At 53.7% G+C, this 21,071-nt stretch carries 17 protein-coding genes; 7 read left to right on the forward strand and 10 right to left on the reverse strand.

All coding sequences use genetic code 11. From position 1 onward, the window contains the following. Window positions 1-41 precede the first annotated feature (41 nt). Window positions 42-629 carry a DUF1990 family protein gene (locus tag Enr10x_RS18275; protein ID WP_145450941.1) on the reverse strand — a complete coding sequence of 196 codons (588 nt, stop codon included), beginning with the start codon at window positions 627-629 and terminating at the stop codon, window positions 42-44. Here Enr10x_RS18275 and Enr10x_RS18280 point away from each other — a divergent pair. The 3 genes from Enr10x_RS18280 (at window position 628) to Enr10x_RS18290 (ending at window position 3,835) form a co-directional block, all read left to right on the forward strand. Next, entirely contained in the window at window positions 628-1,779 is a 1,152-nt protein-coding gene (locus tag Enr10x_RS18280; protein WP_145450942.1) for a hypothetical protein, read from the forward strand. The genes Enr10x_RS18275 and Enr10x_RS18280 overlap by 2 nt on opposite strands. Before the next feature lie 311 nt (window positions 1,780-2,090). Continuing rightward, window positions 2,091-2,816 (forward strand): hypothetical protein, encoded by a 726-nt coding sequence (locus tag Enr10x_RS18285; protein ID WP_145450943.1) that lies wholly within the window; start codon window positions 2,091-2,093, stop codon window positions 2,814-2,816. Continuing rightward, window positions 2,813-3,835, forward strand: coding sequence for a hypothetical protein (locus tag Enr10x_RS18290; protein ID WP_145450944.1), 1,023 nt, complete (start codon window positions 2,813-2,815; stop codon window positions 3,833-3,835). Before Enr10x_RS18285 ends, Enr10x_RS18290 begins: the two co-directional genes overlap by 4 nt. Window positions 3,836-3,837: 2 nt before the next feature. On the opposite strand, the gene Enr10x_RS18295 is transcribed toward Enr10x_RS18290, so the two are convergent. The 4 genes from Enr10x_RS18295 to Enr10x_RS30590 form a co-directional block, all read right to left on the reverse strand. Continuing rightward, the gene (locus Enr10x_RS18295) at window positions 3,838-4,383 is read right to left on the reverse strand and encodes a putative signal transducing protein (protein WP_145450945.1); all 546 of its coding nucleotides are present in this window, start codon (window positions 4,381-4,383) and stop codon (window positions 3,838-3,840) included. A 27-nt stretch (window positions 4,384-4,410) separates the two neighbouring features. Further along, entirely contained in the window at window positions 4,411-5,112 is a 702-nt protein-coding gene (locus Enr10x_RS18300; protein ID WP_145450946.1) for a family 16 glycoside hydrolase, read from the reverse strand. A gap of 196 nt (window positions 5,113-5,308) precedes the next feature. After that, on the reverse strand, window positions 5,309-6,484 hold the full coding sequence (locus Enr10x_RS18305; RefSeq protein ID WP_145111014.1) for a leucine-rich repeat domain-containing protein: 1,176 nt from the start codon (window positions 6,482-6,484) through the stop codon (window positions 5,309-5,311). A 15-nt stretch (window positions 6,485-6,499) separates the two neighbouring features. Further along, on the reverse strand, window positions 6,500-7,987 hold the full coding sequence (locus tag Enr10x_RS30590; protein ID WP_145450947.1) for an SDR family NAD(P)-dependent oxidoreductase: 1,488 nt from the start codon (window positions 7,985-7,987) through the stop codon (window positions 6,500-6,502). A gap of 453 nt (window positions 7,988-8,440) precedes the next feature. On the opposite strand from Enr10x_RS30590, the gene Enr10x_RS18315 reads away from it, so the two are divergent. Continuing rightward, complete coding sequence (locus Enr10x_RS18315; RefSeq protein ID WP_197997274.1) at window positions 8,441-9,505, forward strand: HEAT repeat domain-containing protein; 1,065 nt, start codon at window positions 8,441-8,443, stop codon at window positions 9,503-9,505. On the opposite strand, the gene Enr10x_RS18320 is transcribed toward Enr10x_RS18315, so the two are convergent. After that, a complete protein-coding gene (locus Enr10x_RS18320; RefSeq protein ID WP_145111024.1) occupies window positions 9,438-9,812 on the reverse strand; it encodes a hypothetical protein in 375 nt (124 codons plus the stop codon). The genes Enr10x_RS18315 and Enr10x_RS18320 overlap by 68 nt on opposite strands. A 124-nt stretch (window positions 9,813-9,936) precedes the next feature. Further along, window positions 9,937-10,224, reverse strand: a complete 288-nt coding sequence (locus tag Enr10x_RS18325) for a hypothetical protein (RefSeq protein ID WP_145111027.1) — start codon at window positions 10,222-10,224, stop codon at window positions 9,937-9,939. Window positions 10,225-10,505: 281 nt separating this feature from the next. Here Enr10x_RS18325 and Enr10x_RS18330 point away from each other — a divergent pair, with 281 nt between their 5' ends. The 3 genes from Enr10x_RS18330 (at window position 10,506) to Enr10x_RS18340 (ending at window position 14,543) form a co-directional block, all read left to right on the forward strand. Then, a complete protein-coding gene (locus Enr10x_RS18330; RefSeq protein ID WP_145450949.1) occupies window positions 10,506-11,099 on the forward strand; it encodes a hypothetical protein in 594 nt (197 codons plus the stop codon). Between the two features lie 88 nt (window positions 11,100-11,187). Then, window positions 11,188-11,595: a BlaI/MecI/CopY family transcriptional regulator gene (locus Enr10x_RS18335; RefSeq protein WP_145450950.1), complete on the forward strand. Its 408-nt coding sequence runs from the start codon at window positions 11,188-11,190 to the stop codon at window positions 11,593-11,595. Next, window positions 11,592-14,543 (forward strand): M56 family metallopeptidase, encoded by a 2,952-nt coding sequence (locus Enr10x_RS18340; protein ID WP_145450951.1) that lies wholly within the window; start codon window positions 11,592-11,594, stop codon window positions 14,541-14,543. Before Enr10x_RS18335 ends, Enr10x_RS18340 begins: the two co-directional genes overlap by 4 nt. Window positions 14,544-14,556: 13 nt before the next feature. Here Enr10x_RS18340 and Enr10x_RS18345 read toward each other — a convergent pair whose 3' ends face one another. The 3 genes from Enr10x_RS18345 to Enr10x_RS18355 all read right to left on the reverse strand — a co-directional run bounded on the left by Enr10x_RS18345 (window position 14,557) and on the right by Enr10x_RS18355 (window position 21,025). Next, complete coding sequence (locus Enr10x_RS18345; protein ID WP_145450952.1) at window positions 14,557-15,894, reverse strand: anti-phage deoxyguanosine triphosphatase; 1,338 nt, start codon at window positions 15,892-15,894, stop codon at window positions 14,557-14,559. Between the two features lie 189 nt (window positions 15,895-16,083). Further along, entirely contained in the window at window positions 16,084-20,004 is a 3,921-nt protein-coding gene (locus tag Enr10x_RS18350) for a leucine-rich repeat domain-containing protein (RefSeq protein ID WP_145450953.1), read from the reverse strand. A gap of 220 nt (window positions 20,005-20,224) precedes the next feature. Beyond that, window positions 20,225-21,025 (reverse strand): DUF1853 family protein, encoded by an 801-nt coding sequence (locus Enr10x_RS18355; protein ID WP_145450954.1) that lies wholly within the window; start codon window positions 21,023-21,025, stop codon window positions 20,225-20,227. Between the last annotated feature and the right edge of the window lie 46 nt (window positions 21,026-21,071).

The raw sequence follows: 21,071 nt of genomic DNA on the forward strand, positions 1-21,071 counted from the left end.
TACGGAAACCAGTTTACCAGTTCCACTGCCGCATGCCGCTTTTAATTCGTATTTTTCGCAACCGCCCGCTGCATCGCCCGCAGGGATTCGCGGGCGAACTGTTTCTGTTTGCTGCGAACGTAGGGGAAGGCAATCTTTGCCAGCAGCGTATTTGGCCGGGAGAAGGCGTAAAGATCGTACCAGACGGAATCATCGTCGGGATGCCACTCGACCTGGAAGCGTTCTTCCCCACACTCGGCATGGGCGGGCAACGTGCCATAGGCGAAGGCGAAGCGGGGAAAGGGCTCTGATTCTTCGAGCACATAAACCACGCGGCAGGCATTCAGCACCCAGAAGCCGAAGACCTGCGCCAGCGCGGCGACCGTCTGTCCCGCGACCGGCGGTGCGTCGGGGCGCTGCAGGTGCAGCCAGTCAAAGCGGTAATGTTGCCAGTCTGCCAGGGCCTGTTTTGCCTGTTCATATACCGCTGCCCCCTGCCCCAGGCGGATGCGATTGTGATCGACACGAAAACCGGCAGGAGGGGACTGGTCGCGGGTGGCTTCCACCTGCGAATAAGTAAAGTCCTGCTGTGACTGCACTTTGATAAAGTCGGCAATCTGAGCGGGATCCGGTTTCCGGAAGTGATACATGGTTTCTCAATTTTCAGGCAATGTTTTTGAACCGGCAACAGTCGGCGTACGTTATCAGCAGTACAGATTAAGCGGCAGATCCTCTCAACAGAAGTGTGTGGGCCCCGTGGATGTGAGAAATTCCAAGATGGTTGCAGGTGTCGGGACAGAGGGCGCGTGCAGGGTCTTTCGGCCTCCCCGGGATTATCGAGATGGAGGGTTGCTGTCACTGGCTTTTTTCACGTTGTTGTTTCTTTCTTTTACTGTTCTAATGAGAATGGCGGCTCTGCCGGAATTCCGAAATTGGATTTCTCTGTTTTTTATTATGTTATGGAGTGTTCCTGCGAGTCTCTCGTGTTGGATGCTGCTGAAATACCGAACCGTTTCACTTACGATTGAGCCGGGAACCATTACCGTTCAAGGAATATTTTCTCGTAAAGTCGTCGATCTCGCGGACGTGCAGAAAGTGAGCTGGCGTATTTTCCCCATGGGTTTACGCGTTTATACGACTCCCTGCGAAACGGCCTCTCTCACTGTGAGTCATTTCAGCCCTGAAGACCAGGTCTGGCTGATCCGTTTTTTTCGTCAGATCTTTCCTGAAGCGATTCAGGAGAACTGGCCGTTGTACTGCCTGCATGCAGCCAGCCGGTTAAGGAAAAAGAAACACACGGTGGTACCACCGCCGGGTCCGGATGAAATTCTGATTACACGTCAGCGTTATGATCGCTTTGCCATCCCGGTAATTCTTGTTTCTGTTGTCGCAGCAATCCTGATGGGAATCTTACAACACAACTTTGCCCTGCTTGTCCTGCCACTCCCCTTAGTCATGTTCTGGTTTCTCCTGAGAAAAGGGACTCCACGAGAAGGACAGATTCAGAAACGACTTCTCGTAGAGCGGGATCACAGAGAAACATTTCTGCTGCTGGGTTTTTGGAGTGTCCTCCTGCTTGGCTTTATCATCATCCAGCGACTGGACATGATAACGTCGTTAAAAAATACCTGGATGCTGGTATTGATCGTCGCACTTGTTCCTGCAGTGATTCCGGTTATCATGCGAACAGAAAAAAGACGAAAGCAGCTTGACTTAATCAAAGCGGAACAGGCGATGCGTGAGTGGGAAGTCGAAACAGCGTATGATCGAATCCGCAATGCAGAGGGTCATGCAGGATGATAGAGCGCCCCGAAGACATCCATAACCTATCCGGCCTGAGCCAAATCGACCAGGTCATCCAACCACCAAAAACGGTTCGAACCGAGGGAATTCTCAATCTGATTTTTTTCACGGTTATCTTTTTCGGTTTTGGATTTTTGATAACGCTGGGGGAATGCGCCCAAAGCAGAGTTCGTCTGTGGTTGCTGGCAGGAGGCTGCTGGTTGCTGACGGCTGCCATTTCAATCTGGGGTATCCTTGTCTGGAAGTACGTCTCTATCACTTTCCAACGGGGGAAGCTTATCCTGCAGGGCGTTTTTACCAGACGAGAAATGAAACTGTCAGAGATTGAAGTCGTCAGATGGAAACCGGGAGCCCACAGCCAGATTCAAATCAGGACCGCCAACACAATCGGTACGATCAATCTTCACAACTACGATAAAGAAGACCAACTCTGGCTGATTCACTGTTTTCACGCTCATTTTCCAGAACACTACCAGGAGAACTGGCCCCTGTTCTGTCTGAAGATTGCCTTACCTCTCAAAACAGGCGATCATAAAACTCCTGTTCCACCGAACTCTGATGCTTTTCTGCATACACGCCGGCGCTGGGACCGATTAATTATCATTATGACTCTGATCACGGCTCTGACAGGCATATTGACGGCCTGGCACCTTCAAGAACCGAAATACCTGCTGCTGCCCCTCTTTCCTTTGTGCTGCTGGTTTGTGCGTTACACAGTCCCCAGGGAAGGGGTTTCTATTCCCCTGAACGAGCATCAAGACTTCACTGGATTATCCCGTTTCCTGGCCCTCTGGTCAGTGGCGTGGGTCATGATTTATCTTCTGTTCCGTCTGGCGTTGATACCAACTCCAGGTAATCTCGGTGCAGGTTGGCCAATTACTGTGATCTGGATCGCAGGCCTCTATGGCAAATTCTTCCAGTTTGAACGAAGACAGCACCAGCGAGATATGGAAAAAGCAAAAACAGCAGTGCAGGAATGGGACGCCGGTTCTGCTGAACTGGCTCCCCACAACCAGGAAGGTGCTGCATCATGATCGATCTTCCTGATGCTTTACCGGACTCTGACAATGAATCCCTGGTTTTCCGGCCTTCGAAACAATATCGGAACGGGCAGTTGTGGTCGTTGATTTTTTGCCCGTTCAGCTTCCTGGGGCTTGGAATTCTGATCGGTCTGGAGGACTCCTTCGATGCGCAAATTTTGGGCTTTTTGTGTGTGGTAGTTTTTGGATTGATACCTGCATTGACTGCCCTGTGGGGGATTCTGGTCTATCGAAATGTTTCGCTCACTCTCCACGATAGAACGATGATTCTGCAGGGGGTCTTTCAGCGTCAAAAGATCAACCTTGCAGAGGTGACGGAAGCCAGGTGGAGAACCGACTCCGAACTTTTTCTTAATCCCCGCACCAATCGTATTCTGATTCATCTCAAGTATTTTCATCTACAGGATCGGCTCTGGCTGATTCGCTTTTTTCATCAAGAACTCACTGAAACCGCTCAAAAACACTGGAACCGTTTCTGTCACCAAATCGCGATCCCACTTGAGGAACGACTGCAACTGCTTCAACAACCTGAGACGAAACTCCGTGCTCCGGGCTCGGGTGAGATTCTGATCACCCGCCGACGTTATGACTGGATTGGAATTCCCCTGAATACCTTATTGACGTCGACTGTCATATTGATTTCATGGCATCAGAATCGCTATGGTTACCTGATACTCCCGGCATTTACAATCGGCTGGTGGCTCTTCCTGCGGTACAGTACTCCCAAACGAGGTGAGATTCAGGAACGAATCTGGGCACGTGAGGATTTTCGAGTTTTTACTTACCTGCTCGCGGCCTGGGGAAGTGCTGGACTGATCGGGCTTGTGATTCTCCTGAAGTCAGGCCTTCCTGAATTCGTCAAAGTAATTGGAGGATTCTGCCTGTTTTTGCTCTGTTGTGAACTACATCTTAAAATGTATAACAGCGCTACGGTGCACTGCCGGGAAGCACGCCGAAAAATTAAAGATGAAGCGATTCAGGAATGGGAAGCTGAACAACACCACTGTGAATGAATTCAGAGTCGCGACAGCAGAATGTACGCACAGAACAGGATGAACGTATTCAGCAGCAAACCGATTTTTACTTTTTTCTGCTGCACCGGTGTCAGCGAATGGCCGGAGAAGAGGATGTCGAGCAACAGGAAAAACGAATAGACCTGGATCGGAAAAAAAATGATGCCCAGGACGGCGGCTTTAAAAGCGCGATTGACCTCCTGGTCCAGGTCTCGCTCAGGCGCTGATTCCTCAGCGGTGTCCTGGGCTGCGTCTGTGTCCTCTTCATCCTCGTCCCAGTCGTTCTCGAAGCCTTCGACGGTCTTCCAGTCTTCCTCGCTGATGGTCACCGGATCGTGTTCATCAAGCAGTTCAAAAGCACGATCGGCATTTTCGGCAGCCACCTGCACCTTAATTCCGCCGATTGCATTCCCCAGATACCAGGCCATGCCGACCGCTTCTTCATCGGAGAGAAACACACGAATCCCCTCCGCCTCCAGTTGGTTGCGTACCAGGCTGGCTTCGGTAGGGGTGTTTAACGTGGCGACGGTTACGAAATCGGTGGACATGGACGGCCTCTCTCCTTTTGACACAGATTACGGCACACGCACTTTGACGTTGTCGTAATAGATCGACTGCTTGGGTGTGACCAGGCCGATCATGTCTTTGGTGGGGTGGGCGATGCCCGGAGAGCGGAGCGAGCCGATCAGTTTGCCGTCGATGAAGGCCTGCATCAGGTCTCCTTTAATACGCACGGTGACCGTGTACCATTTGCCTTTTTCCAGCTTGACCGGAAAGACGGCCTGGGTCCGTTTCAGCAGAGCCTGTTCTTCTTCGGTGAGCTTTTCTTTGGCCTGTCGCTTTTTGAAGATCTCGTTATTGAACACGCCCGTCTTGCCGTCACGCAGTGTGACTTTCGTGGGAGAGACCACGACGCGACAGAGATGGCCCGCGTGTGAGCCTTTGAATTTGTGCTGGTTGAAGGTCAGGTTCGTCGAAGGGGAACCGGCGAACTTGAGATCGACGGTGAGTTCCACATCGCTGTAAGGTTCGGTCTTCAACTGATGGACGGCCGCATGTCCGCCCCCTTCGAGTTCGATGCCCTGCAGCACGCCGTCTTTGACGACTGACGAACCTTTATAGAGTCTCCATTGCTTACCGAGTTTCGACTCGGAGAAATCGTCCGAAGCCAGTGTCTTATGATAATCGTCTCCGGAAATGGCTTCGGGAGCCCCTGCGAAAGCTGAGAGGGGAGCCAGCAGACAAACCAGTGTGAGCAGAAAACGTTGATATGGCATGATGAGCGCCTTGATTCAATTTGGAATGGTGAAATTGTGAGTGTGAGATAGAAAAGCGAGAGACAATTCCTGTCTCTGCTTTTCAGCCATCTCTGATGATAATCTGCACACTCAGACATGTACAGCATTACCAGCTGAAATTCCCCCGTCGCTGTGCCGACCGGAGTAGAAGTCACAATAAAACCGGCGGAAGATTCTACTTTTTGAGAGTGCGATAAATGCTGCGAATGGCACGGATGTCTTCGTCGACTTCCGGCTGATCCGGTTGTTGTCTCCGGTTGCGTTCGAGCAGTTCATGCAGTCGACTCCGGAGTGCTGAACTCATCCCCTTGCCGATTCTGAGATTGATCAGCGCAGGATTCTGTTCCAGGGCTGCAATCAGCAGACGAGCCCCGCGATCGGTAATCTGATTGCGGGTTAAATCGACCGAGCGTAACCGTCGGTTGATCTGAATCAGACGGGCGATCTGGGCAGCTCCCGCATCCCCCAGGTTGTTCGACTCTTCTCCCAGGACCCTGGTGGAGCGATCATAGCCCAGATCCAGTTCGATTAAGCCGGGGTGAGACTCCAGCGCCGCAGCCAATGCTTCTGTTCCCTCTGGTCCGATTCGATTACTGGCCAGACTCAACGAACGCAATCCCTGGTTGGAGCGGAGTCCGTCCGCGAGGGTCACGGCTCCCGCATCCCCGAGCTGGTTGACGCTCAGATAGAGTCCACTCAACCGCTGATTCTGCTGAACCAGTTCCGCCAGGACGTCTGCGTCCTCTGCCTGGATTTCATTGCCGCCCAGATAGAGCAGCCTGACAGCCGTTTCATAAGAAGTAAGAGTCCGGGAAATCAGCCGAACTCCTGCGCTGCCCAGCTTCGTATGCACCAGATCCAGTGTCCGCAGCCGGGGATTGCGTTTGAGCATCTCCGCGATTTGCCGGGCTCCTGCAGTGCCAATCGGATTGCGTTTGAGCCAGAGCGCCCGAACAGAAGGACTGTCTGAGATCGCCTGCGCGAGCGCAGCTGTGCCCGTCTCATCGATTCGGTTACAGCCCAGATAGATCGTCTGCAGCGATTCATGTTCGCGGATCAACTCTGCCAGCGCCTGTGCGCCGGCATTGCCCATGCCATTGGCCCCCATGAGCAGATGACGCGTGTGCGCATTCTCCCTCACTGCATCCGCGACCAGCCTGGTTCCCTCCGGTCCGACGCACTGTTTACAGAGATCGACGCGCCCATCGGGGAGATGGCTGCCGCGCGTGAAGACGAGCTGCTCTGCGACCGGTTGATTCTCTTTGAGATGCGCGACAATCGGCTGCACTTCTGCCGGATCACAGGGCGTGAACTCATTTCCGACCGGACAATAGACAACGCGTTCTTTCATGGGAGTCCCGTTCCTTTACCAGCTGGTTTCCCGATAGTCTTTGAGAAATTTCCCATACACATAGTGCCGCTCGTTGATGCCCACAAACACCGGATCACAGACACGGGCGGCACCGTCAATTTCGTCCAGGGGTGGTTGAAATCCATTCTGTTGCATCCGGGCTGTTTTCTGATGGGGAAACTCATTCGTCACCCAGCCGGTATCGACGCTGTTCATATAAATGCCCCGACCGGCGAAACGTTCGCCACTGGTTCGGGTCACCATATTCATGCCCGATTTGGCCATATTGGTGTGCGGGTGATATCCGGTTTTGGCATCCGTATTCAGCTGCCCCTCCATGGCCGAGACATTCACGATATAGCGATCCTCGTGCGGGCTGTTTAACAATAACGGTTCCATTTTCTGGATGAGGAGAAAGGGGACCAGCGAGTTCACCGCATGCACTTCGAGCAGTTCAGGCAGAGAGACATCGCCCAGTTCCTGGATCCAGCTGTTGGCCTCCCGCAGGTCTACCTGCTGACTGTCAGAATCGAGGAGTCCCGGCGGAAACGCCCGCTGATTATCCTCGGCATCTTCGGGCAGAACCGTTGTCTGTGACAGCATGGCAGAGAGCGCGAGTTCTTCCGGGAAGCGACTCAGTGTCTGCGCGTCGAGCGCTGAATTCTGCGTTTGTCCTTCTCGATAAATCAACCGCCGGGCAGATTGAGCGAGTCGACCGGGAGCAGACTCCCCGTCCAGTAAATGACGATAATAGGCGGCGGGGCGCCTGATGGTCTGGGAAGCGTTATTAATCAGAATATCCAGGTGAGAACAACTGGCCTGCAGGTCATCGCATAACTGATTCACACTCTGCAGACTGCGAAAATCGCTGCCGAAGACCTGTAAACGATCGTGCCACTCCTCGAAATCTGTTTCGGCAGCATAGCGACGTGCGGCATCACAGGGAAAGCGACTCGTCACCAGGACGCGGGCTCCGCTGCGCAACAGTTTCAGGGCGATCTGAAAGCCGATCTTAACGCGTCCCCCGGTGACCACCGCGATCCTGCCAGCCAGGTCGGCGGTCTGAGTGCGTTTCTGATAATTTTCCTGACCACAGAAGGCACACATCAGATCGTAGAAGGGATGCAGCTGCTGATACGACCGCTTACAGATATAACAGCGACGGGAGTGATGCAGCGATGTTTCCGGGGGGCCGACAGGGGTCGCGTCATCTGAATACAGATAGCGGCCGTCGGTTTTCGTTTTGCGTTTTCCCCGAATCCCAGCCTGTTCGATCAGCTGCCGGTCACGATTGCGACCAGCCTGTTTCTGGATATTTTTGACACGTTTGGTCAGTAAGGCGGCCTGCTTCCAGACTTTTTCAGAAGCCGTTGCTGAATTCAGACAGCACTCCGGTTGCCCCGACAGCAACTGCAAGATCCGGGCACAGTGCAACAGTTCTTCCTCACTGACCTGACTCAACGACAGGCTCTGCTGCTCCATGAACTGCTGCTGATCTTCCATCTGACAGACCTCACTCGCTGAAACCGCGAACCGGAACGGGCCACCATCCAGGCATACGATGATTTAAGGTTGCCCCGGGCAGGACTTACACCTGCATCCCGCAGTTGACAGCTGTGCATCTTATGATCTTAGACCACCGGAGCATAAAAGATTGAGATGGCTCCTGAATATTATGAACGTCTCATTGACTCACATCTCGAACCAAAACAAATTGCCCCGGGCGGGATTCACACCCGCATCCCGCATTTGCATTGCGGATCTTATTATCTTAGACCACCGGAGCAGATCCAATGTAACCAGCTGACTGAGTCTGGTAAACCGTCTCTTCAATTTCGTTTTCGGCGTCACAATCGCGAACTTTTTCTGCGGTTCGCCTCTCACTATAATGTGCGACTCATACCATTTTCAGCTGACACTTTATCCTGCAGACAGGTTCAGGGGAGACTGACCAGAATGACTGATTCCCAGCCAGACCCAGATACCAGTTTCGAACACCGCCTGCAGATATTGCAGGTCGCGCTGACAGATCCGGATTTTTTGAGCAGTCATCGGGCGTCGGAATGTCTGGTAGCTCTCCCCTGCGGCAATGCGGAAGCTGCGGTCATCTGCGAGGCCCTCAAATCCGATTTGCCTGAAACCAGACGCCGCGCAGCATATCTCTGCGATCTCCTGTCGTTGAACGGAAACGAACTGGTCCCCGGGTTACTGGCTGTTCTCAATGACCGCCTCTGGATTACACGGGAATCCGCAGCGCTGGCCCTGGAAGCGCATGTCAGTCAGGAATCGGTGCATCAGGCGCTCCTGGAACGGGTCCTGTTTGACAAAAACGAAATCGTGCGTGATGCCGCACTCCGATCTTTAGCCTACACGCTCGATCGACATCGCCAGACACTGGACGCGCTGCGTGCCGCCTTGAAACATTCCCGACACACGGTGCGCACGCGTGCTGCGACAGCACTGGCCCGATTTCCGGACCTGGCCTGCTTTAATGTCGCCTGTCTGACTGAAACGCTGACGGATTCGCACTGGCGTGTCCGTCTCTCCGCTGCGAATACGTTGAGAACCTGCGGTCCTGCTGCGATCGCCGCGCTCCCCGCTTTAATCCGCAGGCGCTACGATGGCGACCGTCGCGTGCGCACAGTAGCGCTGGAAGCGATTCGAGCAATCTATCCCGGGACGCCCCGCAGGCTGCATCGCATCTTTGAATCCCTGTTAGACCGGTTTTATGATGCGCAACAGATCCTGGAGAACAGCTTCAAAGAATCTGACTTTCCACCAGAGATCGAGGCGAAATTCGCAGCACTCTGCCTGCAACGGATCGACAAGCTGACGAATCAGCGGCGATCGGAGGTGATTGCTCCCGCGCAGGAATCCAGCGGGTGGGAGACGGCCTGGGGCGTCGTGAAAGCGACCGAACTGTCGGGGCTCAACTGCAATCCGAACAAGGAATTCACCAGACTGCTTGCCTGGCTGGTTGAGACATGGCTGGAGGAAGAAAACCGGGAACCATCAACTTGAGCCGCGCAGGACAGTATTTCTTGAGTGAATATTTGAGACTCTGACAATGTTCGACATAACTCCGCAGTGCGAGCATCATCTCCTGTTTCAGTGGGGAGGCGTCCGCAAACTCAGGCATACAAACAAAGGGCTCACGAAAGTCATACAGGGGAGCATAGAGGCGATCGATCCAGACATTGTCGGGGTGCGGAACATGTTTCATTCCAAAACCCGGCCAGACGGGCCGGCGACAAAAGGCCAGCGCAGGCCCCAGGCTGATCACATACAACACCAGTAATAGCGCACACCCCAGTATGAGACGTGACATATACTTCACACATCTGCGTTTGGATGAGATTGATGATTCCATGGGCTGCTCCCCCTCTCTGCTTCAGGATAGCTCACGCAGAGGGCGCGAATCCAGAGCAGAATCGAGATTTCCGGCGGAAGGCTCACATCCTGCTGAGTTGATACACATACAGGATCGGCATGACGAGCAGGAGGAACCAGCCGATCAGATCCAGCAGCGAGGGGGGCGAATCACGCCGCAGACCGCGGGTGAGGCCGGTCACCGACAGCCTTTCCTTATTCCAGATCACGACCAGGCCAGGCAGAGACATCAGCACCGCGAATGTTGCCTCCCAGAGTCTGTTGTCCGAAAACTTGCCCATCGTTGCTCCCAGTATTCCGTTGGCGACCAGAACCAGGAGTGTGATGATTCTCTCTTTTGACAACTGCATGCTGCTGATTCTCCTCAGGGGACACGTCCAACTTCACCACTTGACAGCCCCTATGATACGAAAAAGCAGATCGTCGGCAAATTCCGCGTGGGGGAATTGGGGAGAAAGTGAAGGAAAGATATCTGCCTGCAGGCTCAAGAACGCTCTCCACTGTCGGTATTCCAGTAAGCTCATCCGGGAAAATTCCGAAACTTTCTCTTTGCAGTGAGTCATGGATTCTGTCACTATTCAGACAGCGATACTCATATTCTTTCTGAAATGGAAACGGCGCAGCTGATCTCATGTCGAAATATCACGATGATAACTCCTACGCTTCCGATCCGGGGGGCATCTCACTGAGCCGCACCAAATTAAAAGCGTTCAAAAAAGAACTCCCTTTTTTCAAGCGGCTTTTTGCCCGCACCCGGCATCCAGAGGGAATGCTGGCAGAGCATCTGCGTCTGGGAGACAGTCGGGCGGCGATGGTGATGCCGACGCCGGACGGTCTGGTGATCGCCGCCTATACCGACGAACTGGACTGTGTGGCCCTGCTGGCCTTTCCCGACCGCGTGGCACGTGCGTACAACCTGAATCCCGGCGATCGCCTGCTGACGGTGAATACGTATTACCGCGGCTCGAACGTGGCTCCCGATCTGGAGCACGGCGAACACAGCTATCATCGCTATCCCAACTTTTATCCGTTGATCGCTGAATTTCTCTCGGATGACAGTCTGTCAATTGAGCATCGCAAGGCGCATATCAGTGAAGAGGAGTGGGTCGCAACCTACCTCAAAGGGGAAGAAAAACTAAATCGAAAGGGGTTGTTCATCCGCAACGGGAATCCCTATCTGAGCCAGATCCCCGCCAGTGGTGATCCATTTAAATTCGGCCGGTAAATCCCGCGTTGCTCAGGGGTAACCCTCATTTTTGACAAATGTCGTTTTTCTTATTGACAAAAAGACATTTGTCGTTATTAATGGAGACATGAATCAGTCCAAAGAAAAAATCCCGGATGCGGAACGCGATGTCCTGGTCTGCTTGAATCAACTGGGTGAGGCCACGGTGAAAGAACTCTGCCAGGCACTGGAACCGGTGCGGAAGATGGAACCTTCGTCGGTGATGACGCTGCTCAAGCGGCTAGAGGGCCGCAAGCTGGTGACGAAACGCAAAGCCGACAAAGGGAAAGCCTTCCTGTTTCGGGTGACCCGTGAGTCGGTGCGGGCTTATCGGCATCTGTTGAACGACCTGTTTCAGGGGGTGTTCGGCGGCGACACGCTGGCGTTTATGTCTTCGTTCTTCGAAACGCGGAAGCCGACTGAAGAGGAAATCACCCAGTTGCAACAACTGCTGGACGAGCTGCGGACACAGAAGCAAAAAAAGGGAGACCAATGATGAGCGACTTCTTCCATCAGGCCGCTGAGTCCTGGAGCACGTTCATGCTGGCCGCGGGCTGGCAGGCCGCGCTGGTCGCCGGAGTGGTCTTTGTGTTGCTGTTCCTGCTGCGGCGCTGGATCAGCGCACCGCTGCGGTATGCGCTGCTGCTGATCGTGCTGGTGAAGTTTGCCACTCCCCCCTTCCTGGCTCTGCCCACCGGGTTCTTTTCACAATCCTCAGACATGCATCAGCGAGTCGTCAGAGCCACTCCCGGTTACTTCGTAGAGACTACAACCAACTCGGAAACAGATTCCCTTTCCAACGACAGCAATCTGGAACCTACAGCACGGGAAGCGTCTCACTCCGATCAGACAGACTCTGAAACAGCAACGCCCCCTGCTCCTGTTGTCAGGAGCACAATGCCTTCTGCTCGATTCCGCTGGTCACCATTCTGGATGAGTCTGTATTTAGTCGGTTGTGCCGTTACGCTGATTATGCTCGTGCGACGCTATCGAAGTGTCCGACGGATTGTGCAGGCGAGTGAGATCCAGCAGAGCGGTGTCCTGTTCTCTGAAGTGGTCCGGGTGGCTGGACTGCTGGGACTGAAACAGACTCCGGTCCTGCGTCTTTCGGAGGAAACGGACGGTCCGTTTGCCATCGGGGCCTTCCGTCCGGTGATTGTGCTCCCCCGTTCGCTGACAGAAGAATTAGCCCCCGATCAACTTACGATTGTGATCGCCCACGAACTGGCCCATATCCGCCGGCGTGATCTGCTGATTGGCTGGTTTGAAACGCTGGTGAGCATTGCCTGGTGGTTTCACCCGGCCCTGTGGTGGCTGCGTCGCTCACTCAGACAGACGCGCGAAGACTGTTGTGACGATCTGCTGCTGGCAAAGCAACTGGCCCAGCCGGAACGGTATTGTGAAACACTGATCGAAGCTGCTGACAGGCAACGGACCCGGCTGGCAGAACCGCTGGTACTCGGGTTCGTCCATCGCGAACATCCGGCCGCGCGACGTATCCGGCGGTTGATGGATGCGTCTCTGTTTCGAGCAGAGCATTTGCGTTACCCGGCTCTGTTTCTTGTGATCCTGATGGCGTGCATTATGCTGCCTGGGATGCAACCGGATCGACAACCGGTGACCCCGACCACGCTGGAGGGGATCGGCGGCTGGCGGAACCTGCCTTTCCAGCTCAACAAAAGCGAAGCCGCAGTCATTGAAGAATGCAAGCAGCTGGCGCAGACCTACTTCTTTACACATGATGGCCGCCCGGAATTTGCGGAAACAGAGACACGCGAGAAGCTGGAAGCCATTCTGGAACAGTATCCTGAATGCTTTTATGCCCAGTTTCTGCTGAGCACGTGGCATCGTCTGCAGGGACATCCTGAAGAGGCGGCACGCCTGATGAACCTGTCGCTGAAAAATGCCCCGGTGGTTCTGACACAAACCTATCATCTGGGGAACGGAACGCCGGCTGCCGGGATACAAATTCGCCAGATTGAAATCGAATGCAATCGCGTGCAGCACCACAGTCTGGATCCGAGCCTGGTATTGAATTTTGTGGGCCTGGAGACTGACGCAAAAGGAACTGTGAAACTGCCCGTGTTTGACACGGTCTTTCGGACGCGGACCCAGTCTTTTCCGGAAGGCTATCAGGCCGAGTTCCAGAATCTGGGCTGGTTCGAATCCAGGTCCCACGAGGGAACGTTACCCGCTGTGCTGGTCTGGAAGACCTGGTCGCGACCCCGGGACTTCACCCGCACGGCAGCGGAAAGCAAGTTGCTCAAGAATGCGGAAGGGACCCGCACGCTGCAACTGGATCTGGGACCGAACCATTACCAGATTGGCAGCATCTCCCGCGGACAGGCCAATGGCAGTTTTATCAATGAAGATGGCAAAGGACATCCACTCAAGTCGACTGCTCGGCCGCTGCCGGCCCTGTCCAATGCGACCTATATGGATCACGCGCTGATTGAATTAACGGCCCCGGCAGAGTCGGACTTTGATCTGGAACAAGTGGACGTGCTGGACTCCCAGACGAAGCTCCCACTCCAGACATTTCAGTATGGTGCCGGCTTCACCTCGTCAGATCAGCGGTTGTTCCATCTGTTCGCATTATGGGAGACACTGCCGGAAACGGTCGATCTGGTACTGAGCGTGTATAACTATGAGTCGAATCATTTCCGCCTTAAGCTTTCCCCTCAGGTCGGTGCTACGGTGCAGACTGAGGGAGCGACACTGGAAATCAAATACCTGGAGGCAGGTCATCATACCGGCTGGAGTTCCAATACAGGTTTTTTCGGAGAGGCCCAGGATAAAAGTAATACTTCCGAAGTGATTATTGATCTGGTACAGGGAGAGCGCCTGGATGGTGCACTGTGGGTGGTTTCCAAATCAGGCCGCAGACTGAAGCTGGATCATCTCGTCTGGTCTTCCAGCAAGGTGGGTTATCCTCCCACCCGGATCATGCTGCCCTTGAGCGAAATCGATCATTTCGAAATTCTGCCTAAAGTAGCACCTCAGACGATTTACTTTGAACAGCTCCGACTGCCGGCCCGCACAGCGCCGCTGGAACAGCAGTTGCCTACGATTACTTTCCCCGTCCAGGGCCAGGCGCGAAAGTTTACGTCTGAGGTATTCAGTCCCCTGCTCGTCCATTTTGAAAGCCAGCGTGGGCATCTCTATACCGGCATCAGTTCCAATCAAAACGGCTGGGGATTCCAGGAACGTCCGTCAACAAAACAGGATCCGGAATCCCAGACCACGGTGAGCTGGTGGTACCTGGCCTCGGTCGACCTGAGACAACGTACGGAATTTGATGCTCCCCCCTTCCCTGGAGCATCCAATAAATCATCTTTGGGTATGCACAGCAACGTGGGAAGCGCCGGCTTTCTGAGTCGAAAGACGCCTCTGGAGCTGATCGAGTCGGTCCGTTTCGAAATCCTGCCTCAACCGGCCAACTGACCTGGAGCCGGGATCAGAGCTGGTCAAACAGCGATCCGGACTGGGGTAGAAACAGGTTACTGTAGAGCCGGCTGGCGTAGACATCGGTCATGCCCGAAACATAGTCCGAGAGAATCCGCTGGGAACCGGATGCCCGATAGCTTTCGAATTCATCCGGCTTGAGCAGTCGTTCCGGATTATCGAGCAGGGCCTGGAAGAGTTTCTCGACAATCATCTGCCCTTTGAGTTCCAGAATCTGATTCTGCCGCTGTTTGATGACGTGTTTGAACACGAAGTTTTTGAGAATATTCAGGATCGCAGCCGAGTCTGTTTTCAGGCAGGCGTTATAGCGGATCAGCTCGTGCTCGCCTGACTCGAGGTCCCGAATTTCAATGTCGCGGATCAGTCCCCCCACGATGTTACTGATGCCGTGTTTGAGCTGTTTGTGCGAACCGGAAAACAGTTTTTCCGTGTAGCGGGTGATGACGTCTGCCAGTCTGGCATCGGTGAAGGTGGGCAGCTGCGACATGACTTCGGCTGCCCAGATCTTTTCGGAAACCAGCCCCATGGCGATCGCGTCTTCCAGGTCGTGCACACCGTAGGCGATGTCGTCGGCCAGTTCCATGATCGAGGTATCGAAGGATTTGCGGATCGTTTTCGCGTGCCCTTTCGGATTGGGTTTGATTTCGGTCAGGACCGCGCGATCGGAAGTAGAAAAGGGCTCAATAATCCACTCGAGCAGGTCGGCATCGTCGTCGTGAATGCACTTGGGCGGTTTATAGAGGGCGAGTTTCGAACTGGACTCGCTCTGCTGCGACTGAACCTGATCGTAGTTCGCAACCTGGGCATGCGTGGCGGGGTATTTTAACAATCCCAGCAGGGTGCGGCGGGTGAGATCGAGGCCATGCTGCTCCGAAAATTCGCCCAGGCGACAGACGATCCGCAGGGTCTGCCCATTGCCTTCGAAGCCGCCATGTTGATACATGAATTGATTCAGCGCATATTCACCGCCGTGCCCGTAAGGTGGGTGGCCCAGATCGTGGGCCAGGCAGATGGCTTCGATCAGACTGTTAGAGGGAATCAGGGTGGAAATCTGATCCTGAGGGGTGGAGACTCGAAGATGTGAGGCGATGCTGGCACCAATCTGCGCGACTTCGAGGGTGTGCGTCAGGCGGGTGCGGTAGAAGTCGCTGTCCCCCAGCGAGAAGACCTGCGTTTTCGACTGCAGTCGACGGAACGCGGACGAGTGAATAATCCGGGCTTTATCGCGCAGGAACTGCGATTCATAGTTTTCCGAGTCGGGATCGTTAAACGTCTTGCGGGGATAGCCTTCTTCATCCTCCCGCCGGCGTAATATCCAGTGATCTTCCATCGTGGTCTCAGGTCTCTTCAGATTCAGTCACAGCAGTTTCGTTATCGGGCACGGTGCGGGATTATACACAGATCCGGAGTAAATCAGAAGGAAAGAGAGCGGAAGTGGCAAGATCAGCGCAGTGAATCCAGTCTGCTGAAGTTTTGCTAACTGAACCAGGAAAGGAATTCGCTCTCAATCGCAAGTGGATCATCTCTCAGGTGTGTAATAGACAGAACAGTGAGGGAGCGATCCCTGCAGTTGTGAGACAGCCTGGCGGGAAAGACTGGATTGACGAATTGTTAAGGAGGAAATCTGTTCCAGCTTGCCCAGTTGCTGAATCGCCTGGTCTGGAAAGGAAACAGACCGAAAAAGCACATCTGTGATGTGTTTTAACTGACTGATGCGATTCAGCTGTTCCAGGCTGATCTCAGAGTCGGCAATCCAGAGTGATTTCAGGTCTGGCAGTGTATTCAGGATCTCAATATTTTCTGAAGTGAGCAGTCCTGGATCCAGCGTAATTGATTTCAGATTTGTCAAGGAGCGCAGTTGCTGCAGATTCATTTGACCGGAGCGCGTGTTACCGATCCCAATGGATCTCAGCTGAGAAGATTTGAGAATGTACGGCCAGGCTGCATCTGTGATGTCCGTTCCATTCAGAATAAGCATTCCCATTCTGTGGGGAAGTGATTTCAGTCCCTCGTTGGTCACCTGAGTCCGGCTCAGATCAAGACTCGTCAGGGAAGGTATTTTCAGCAAAACTGCCAGTCCGGAATCGGTAAGCACTGTATCCCTCAGCGACACATATTCCAAACGAGGATATTTCTGAAGGTGGTTTGCGATTTGATCTGACACCTCAGTCTTTGACAGATCGAGCGACTGCAGTTGGGGCATCGAACCCAGGGACGCGATGCCAGCATCACTGATGCTGGTCTCACTCAGGTAGAGTCTTCTTAATTCAATGAGATCCTGCAGGGCGGGCAGGCCTGTATCTTCCACGTTGGTCTGACTAAAATTTAACTCCGTCAGCAGGGGTAAAGTCCCTACGACTTGCAGTGCCCCATTTCCGGCCTTAGTCGAAGCCAGATCGAGTGTCCTCAGCTTTTTCATGTCGGACAGATGCACGATTCCAGCATCGGAGACCTGCGTCCCCTGAAGCCTGAGAGACGTCAAATTTGAAAGTCCTGACAATGCCTGCAGGCCTGTGTCATCTACTTTAGTGTGACTTAGATCGAGCGAACCTAATCGTTGCAGGTCAGCAAGATGCTTCATCCCGGCCCCCGTAATTTGAGTATCTCTGAGTATCAGGCTCGACAGATTTGTGAACTGGCCAATGTGTACCAGATCCTCGTCGGTCACTCTGACACCGGGTAAATACAAAGAGGAGAGACCTTTGCAGGCCGTAAGGTGTCGAAATCCTGCCCCTGTAATACCAGTCTCACGAATTCCGAGATTGATCAGTGATGTGAGTGATGCAAGATTATCCAATCCCCTGTCGTCAATGGCAGTCCTGGTTAGGAAGAGGTTATATAATTTGGACAAGCGAGCGACTGACTTCATACCCTCACTGGTGACTTTTGTGCCGGACAAATCGAGTGACGTCAGAGAGGTCAGACCTGAAATCGGTTTCAGACCGGCATCCGTGACATTAGTGTCAGCAAGATTCAGTTGTCTCAGACTATGACATCCAGCCAGGTTTTCCAGCATAGCATCACTGATTGCGGTCCCCTTCAGAGAGAGACTAGAGAGACGAGATAAGGACTTGAACGCCTCTCTGCCCGCATCGGTCACCCTGGATTCGGTCAGATCCAACGACTGAAGCCTCTGGAGTTTTCCCAGCGATTGTAGAGTCTGGTCCCCCACCTGCGTACCGCTTAAATTAATACTGCTCAAACTGCGGGCAGCCCCGAGGTACGCTGCAGCCGAGTCGTTGAGCGCGGTCCCTGATAAATCCAATGTACTTAAACGAGGCGTTGCCGCCAGAAATTCCAATCCTTGCCCCGTGATCGCGTTCGAGGCACATTCCAGGCTATATAACCCCGGTAGTTGTGCCAGTGCGGATAAGCCTGCATCCGTCACCTTTGTGCTGCGGATATTTAGTGAACTGATACTGGGAAACCGACAGAGTGCCTGCAATCCCGCATCATTCAGCTGACTGTTCCAGAGGCTTACACTCCGCAAATGAGGTAGACTCGTCAGTTTCGCGAAACCGGCCCCCGTGATTTTGGTCTGACTTAAATTGAGGGTTTCCAGATTTGGCAGATTGTCCAGGGCGGCCAGTGTATCGTCCGTCAGATCGGCATGATTCAGTGTCAGGTATTGCAGATTCTGACAACCGGCCAGTTGCCGGGCTGCTTTCGCTGACAGGCTGGCGCTGGACAAATCGAGTTGTCTCAGATTTTTCAGCTGTCGGAGTGCTTCCAGGCCCGCTTCGGTGATCCTGGTCTTTTGCAGTCTGAGTTCCTGCAGTTCATGCATGTTTGCCAGATTGGTTAAACCGGCCCCGGTCACGCTGGTATACCCCAGTGAGAGCCTGTTGAGTCGGTGCAGATTCTGGATCGAATCGAGGCCGGCATCAGTAATATTGGTCTGGCTGAGATCCAGGCTGTGCAATTGAGTAAAGACTTTCAGGTGGGGCATGTTCGCATCTGTGATACCTGTGCTGCTGAGGGAAAGTCTGGTCATGCCGGCCGAGTTTTTCAGATATTTCAACCCACTTCCGGTGAACTCAGCACCTGTCAGGGAGACAACTCTGAGCGAGGTCAGTGCTGCCAGGGGAGCCAGAGACTCGTCCTGCAGGTCAGTGTCCCTGAGATACAGCTGCGTCAGTCTGTCATTCCGGGAGAGCGCTTCCAGCGTCTGGGGGGTAGCGTGGTTGAGCGTCAATTCGGGGATACCTGCACCGCGAAAGAGTATATTGAGTGCTTCCGGATCGATCTTCCGTCCCCGAATGGTGAGTTCACTCACCTCGCCCAATGGATTCAACTGGTTGATCAGTGTTGCGATCCGGGTATCCAGGGAATTGGTATAGATTCTAAAGCTGGAAGAATAATGGCTGACAGACACCCCCAACGATTCTAACTCCGCCTGGATCTGCTCCCGTTTCTGTCCCAGAATGGAAGTGACCGGGGCGACCGTTGTTTTCCCGTCCCTGCTTCTCAGGGTGAACAATTGGCCGTCTGAGCTCGCGACCCGCGCATGAATCGGATTCGTGTGGAACTGAAACTGAATTTGAATCCGCCGCTTTCCGGGAATCTTTTCGACAGAGGAATACGAGCGGTCATCTGCACCACCTGTTCCCCAGGGAGGCGTGTCCGGGTGCATAAACATCCGCTGTTTAAGTTTCACCTTGCGGAGCAGCGTCCCGTTCTGCGCATCCCAGATCTGTGCATTCCCCTGGACCAGCAGGTTGAGTTCCTTCCCGTCTGCTGAATATCCCAGCCCCTGGATCAGATCAACAATGTTCCAGTTCCTGAGGGAGTTACCGGTCTGAGCGTCCCGAATGTGGACCACGTTCCCTGCATGTGAGGTCGCAACACGACGGCTGTTCGGCGAGAAAGTCAGATTGCGGACTGGGGTGTCAAAGTCACACAATTTTTTCTCCGGATAGCCCTGCGTTTTCTCATAACGAAACAGGTGCCCTTCACCGGCCCGAAACAAAGCGCTCCCATCGGGGGAGAATTTCAGAATGTCGCCGGGGGAGAGATCGACTTTGAGTGTATGTTCTTTTTTACGCGTGGTGAGATTGATGATCTCAATCGCATCGGAGTACCCCAGAGCGCATCTCAAACCATCAGGCGTGAGTGCCAACATCAGTGGCTCGCGATCCAGACTCAGGGGATCAGTTTGGGATTTAGCAGAGACCAGAATGACTGTCAGGCGTCTGTTTCCCGAAGTAAAAGCGACCACCTTTCCATTACCGGCAACCGCCAGTTGCTTCACTGTGGCATTTTTCAGATCCAGAGTGAAATGAGATTCACCAGAGACAGTAACGGGGATCGACAGGAACGAAGGATCTTCTGAGGCGACTGGAGGGGACTTCAGGTTCGACTGTGCCTTCACGAGATGAATTGAGATCAGAAAGCTCTGCCCCAGAATCAAAAAAAAGATCAGCTTTCGGTATTGAGCCATAAATACGCATCCCTGCTACGGTTCGCATTGTCGATTTCATCAAAGGCAGCAACCAACACATTTGTCCATACCACCACACAATTCGTACAGTAACAGACTCGACTCTAAAAGCAAGGTAAGTCAGCAGTCAGAGAGAAAAAAGCGAGGCTGTGTTTCAGCTGATGTGCGGCCAGTGATCGGGAACGATAAATGCCCGCTCGATTTCCTGGCAGAGTGAGTCCTATTCGGTTAAGACGCTGATCAGAATGGGGCGAGGGGACGTTTGAAAATGGTTTTCCAGATGGTGCTGCAGTTTGTCATAGCAGAGCAGATCAGGATCCGCAGGGCTGCAGAGTGCGGGGGAGAGCCAGTCCGGTTTTTCCCGGATGAGAAACAGCGGGTTCTGTGCTGGAGCCAGAAGCCGGGAGAGCTCGGAACAGCGTAGCCAGGAGGCTTGTGCATGCCCTGGTACGAGTCTGGCTGGTAATTCACCGGGTTGCTCATCATCGGGATGATAGAAGATACACCCTTTGACCATGGCACGGCGCTGGATCACATCCGGATAATGCTGCTGACTCAAGGGGAGCTGATGCTTGAAGAGTCGGTGTATTTTCTTTTCGAAGGTATCTTTGACATTCGGGCCGACAAAGTGGCTGCCGGTCCGGTTGGCTGCGGGGAAATAGAGATAAAATTTGACGGCGGTCTCCCAGTACGTCAGCACGCCAGATTCGTCTTCAAACAGGAAATCAATTTCACCGACGGTCTGCCCGTTTTCAAAGACCTGCTGATGCTGGGCGATGATTTTGACACCACGAATCCGTTCGAGCCAGTAGAGAATCAGCCCCTCGAAATACTCGCCGATGCGAAAGCGGGAATACGGAACCAGGAACGATTCCAGTTCCCGGAAGTCGATCTGATCGAAGTCCGGCAGGCGGGGAGGCTGGATGTCGGCAGCGGAATCAGTAATCAGCGTGGGACTTTCGATGGCCCACTGCAGATCGCGGAGGGCGCGTGACTGTCTGAATTGGGGATCCTCATGCATAACGCAGACGATAGCGGGATCACTGTCAAATAAAAAGGGTGGGAGC

Origin of the sequence: Gimesia panareensis (assembly GCF_007748155.1) — a bacterium.
Classification (GTDB): domain Bacteria; phylum Planctomycetota; class Planctomycetia; order Planctomycetales; family Planctomycetaceae; genus Gimesia; species Gimesia panareensis.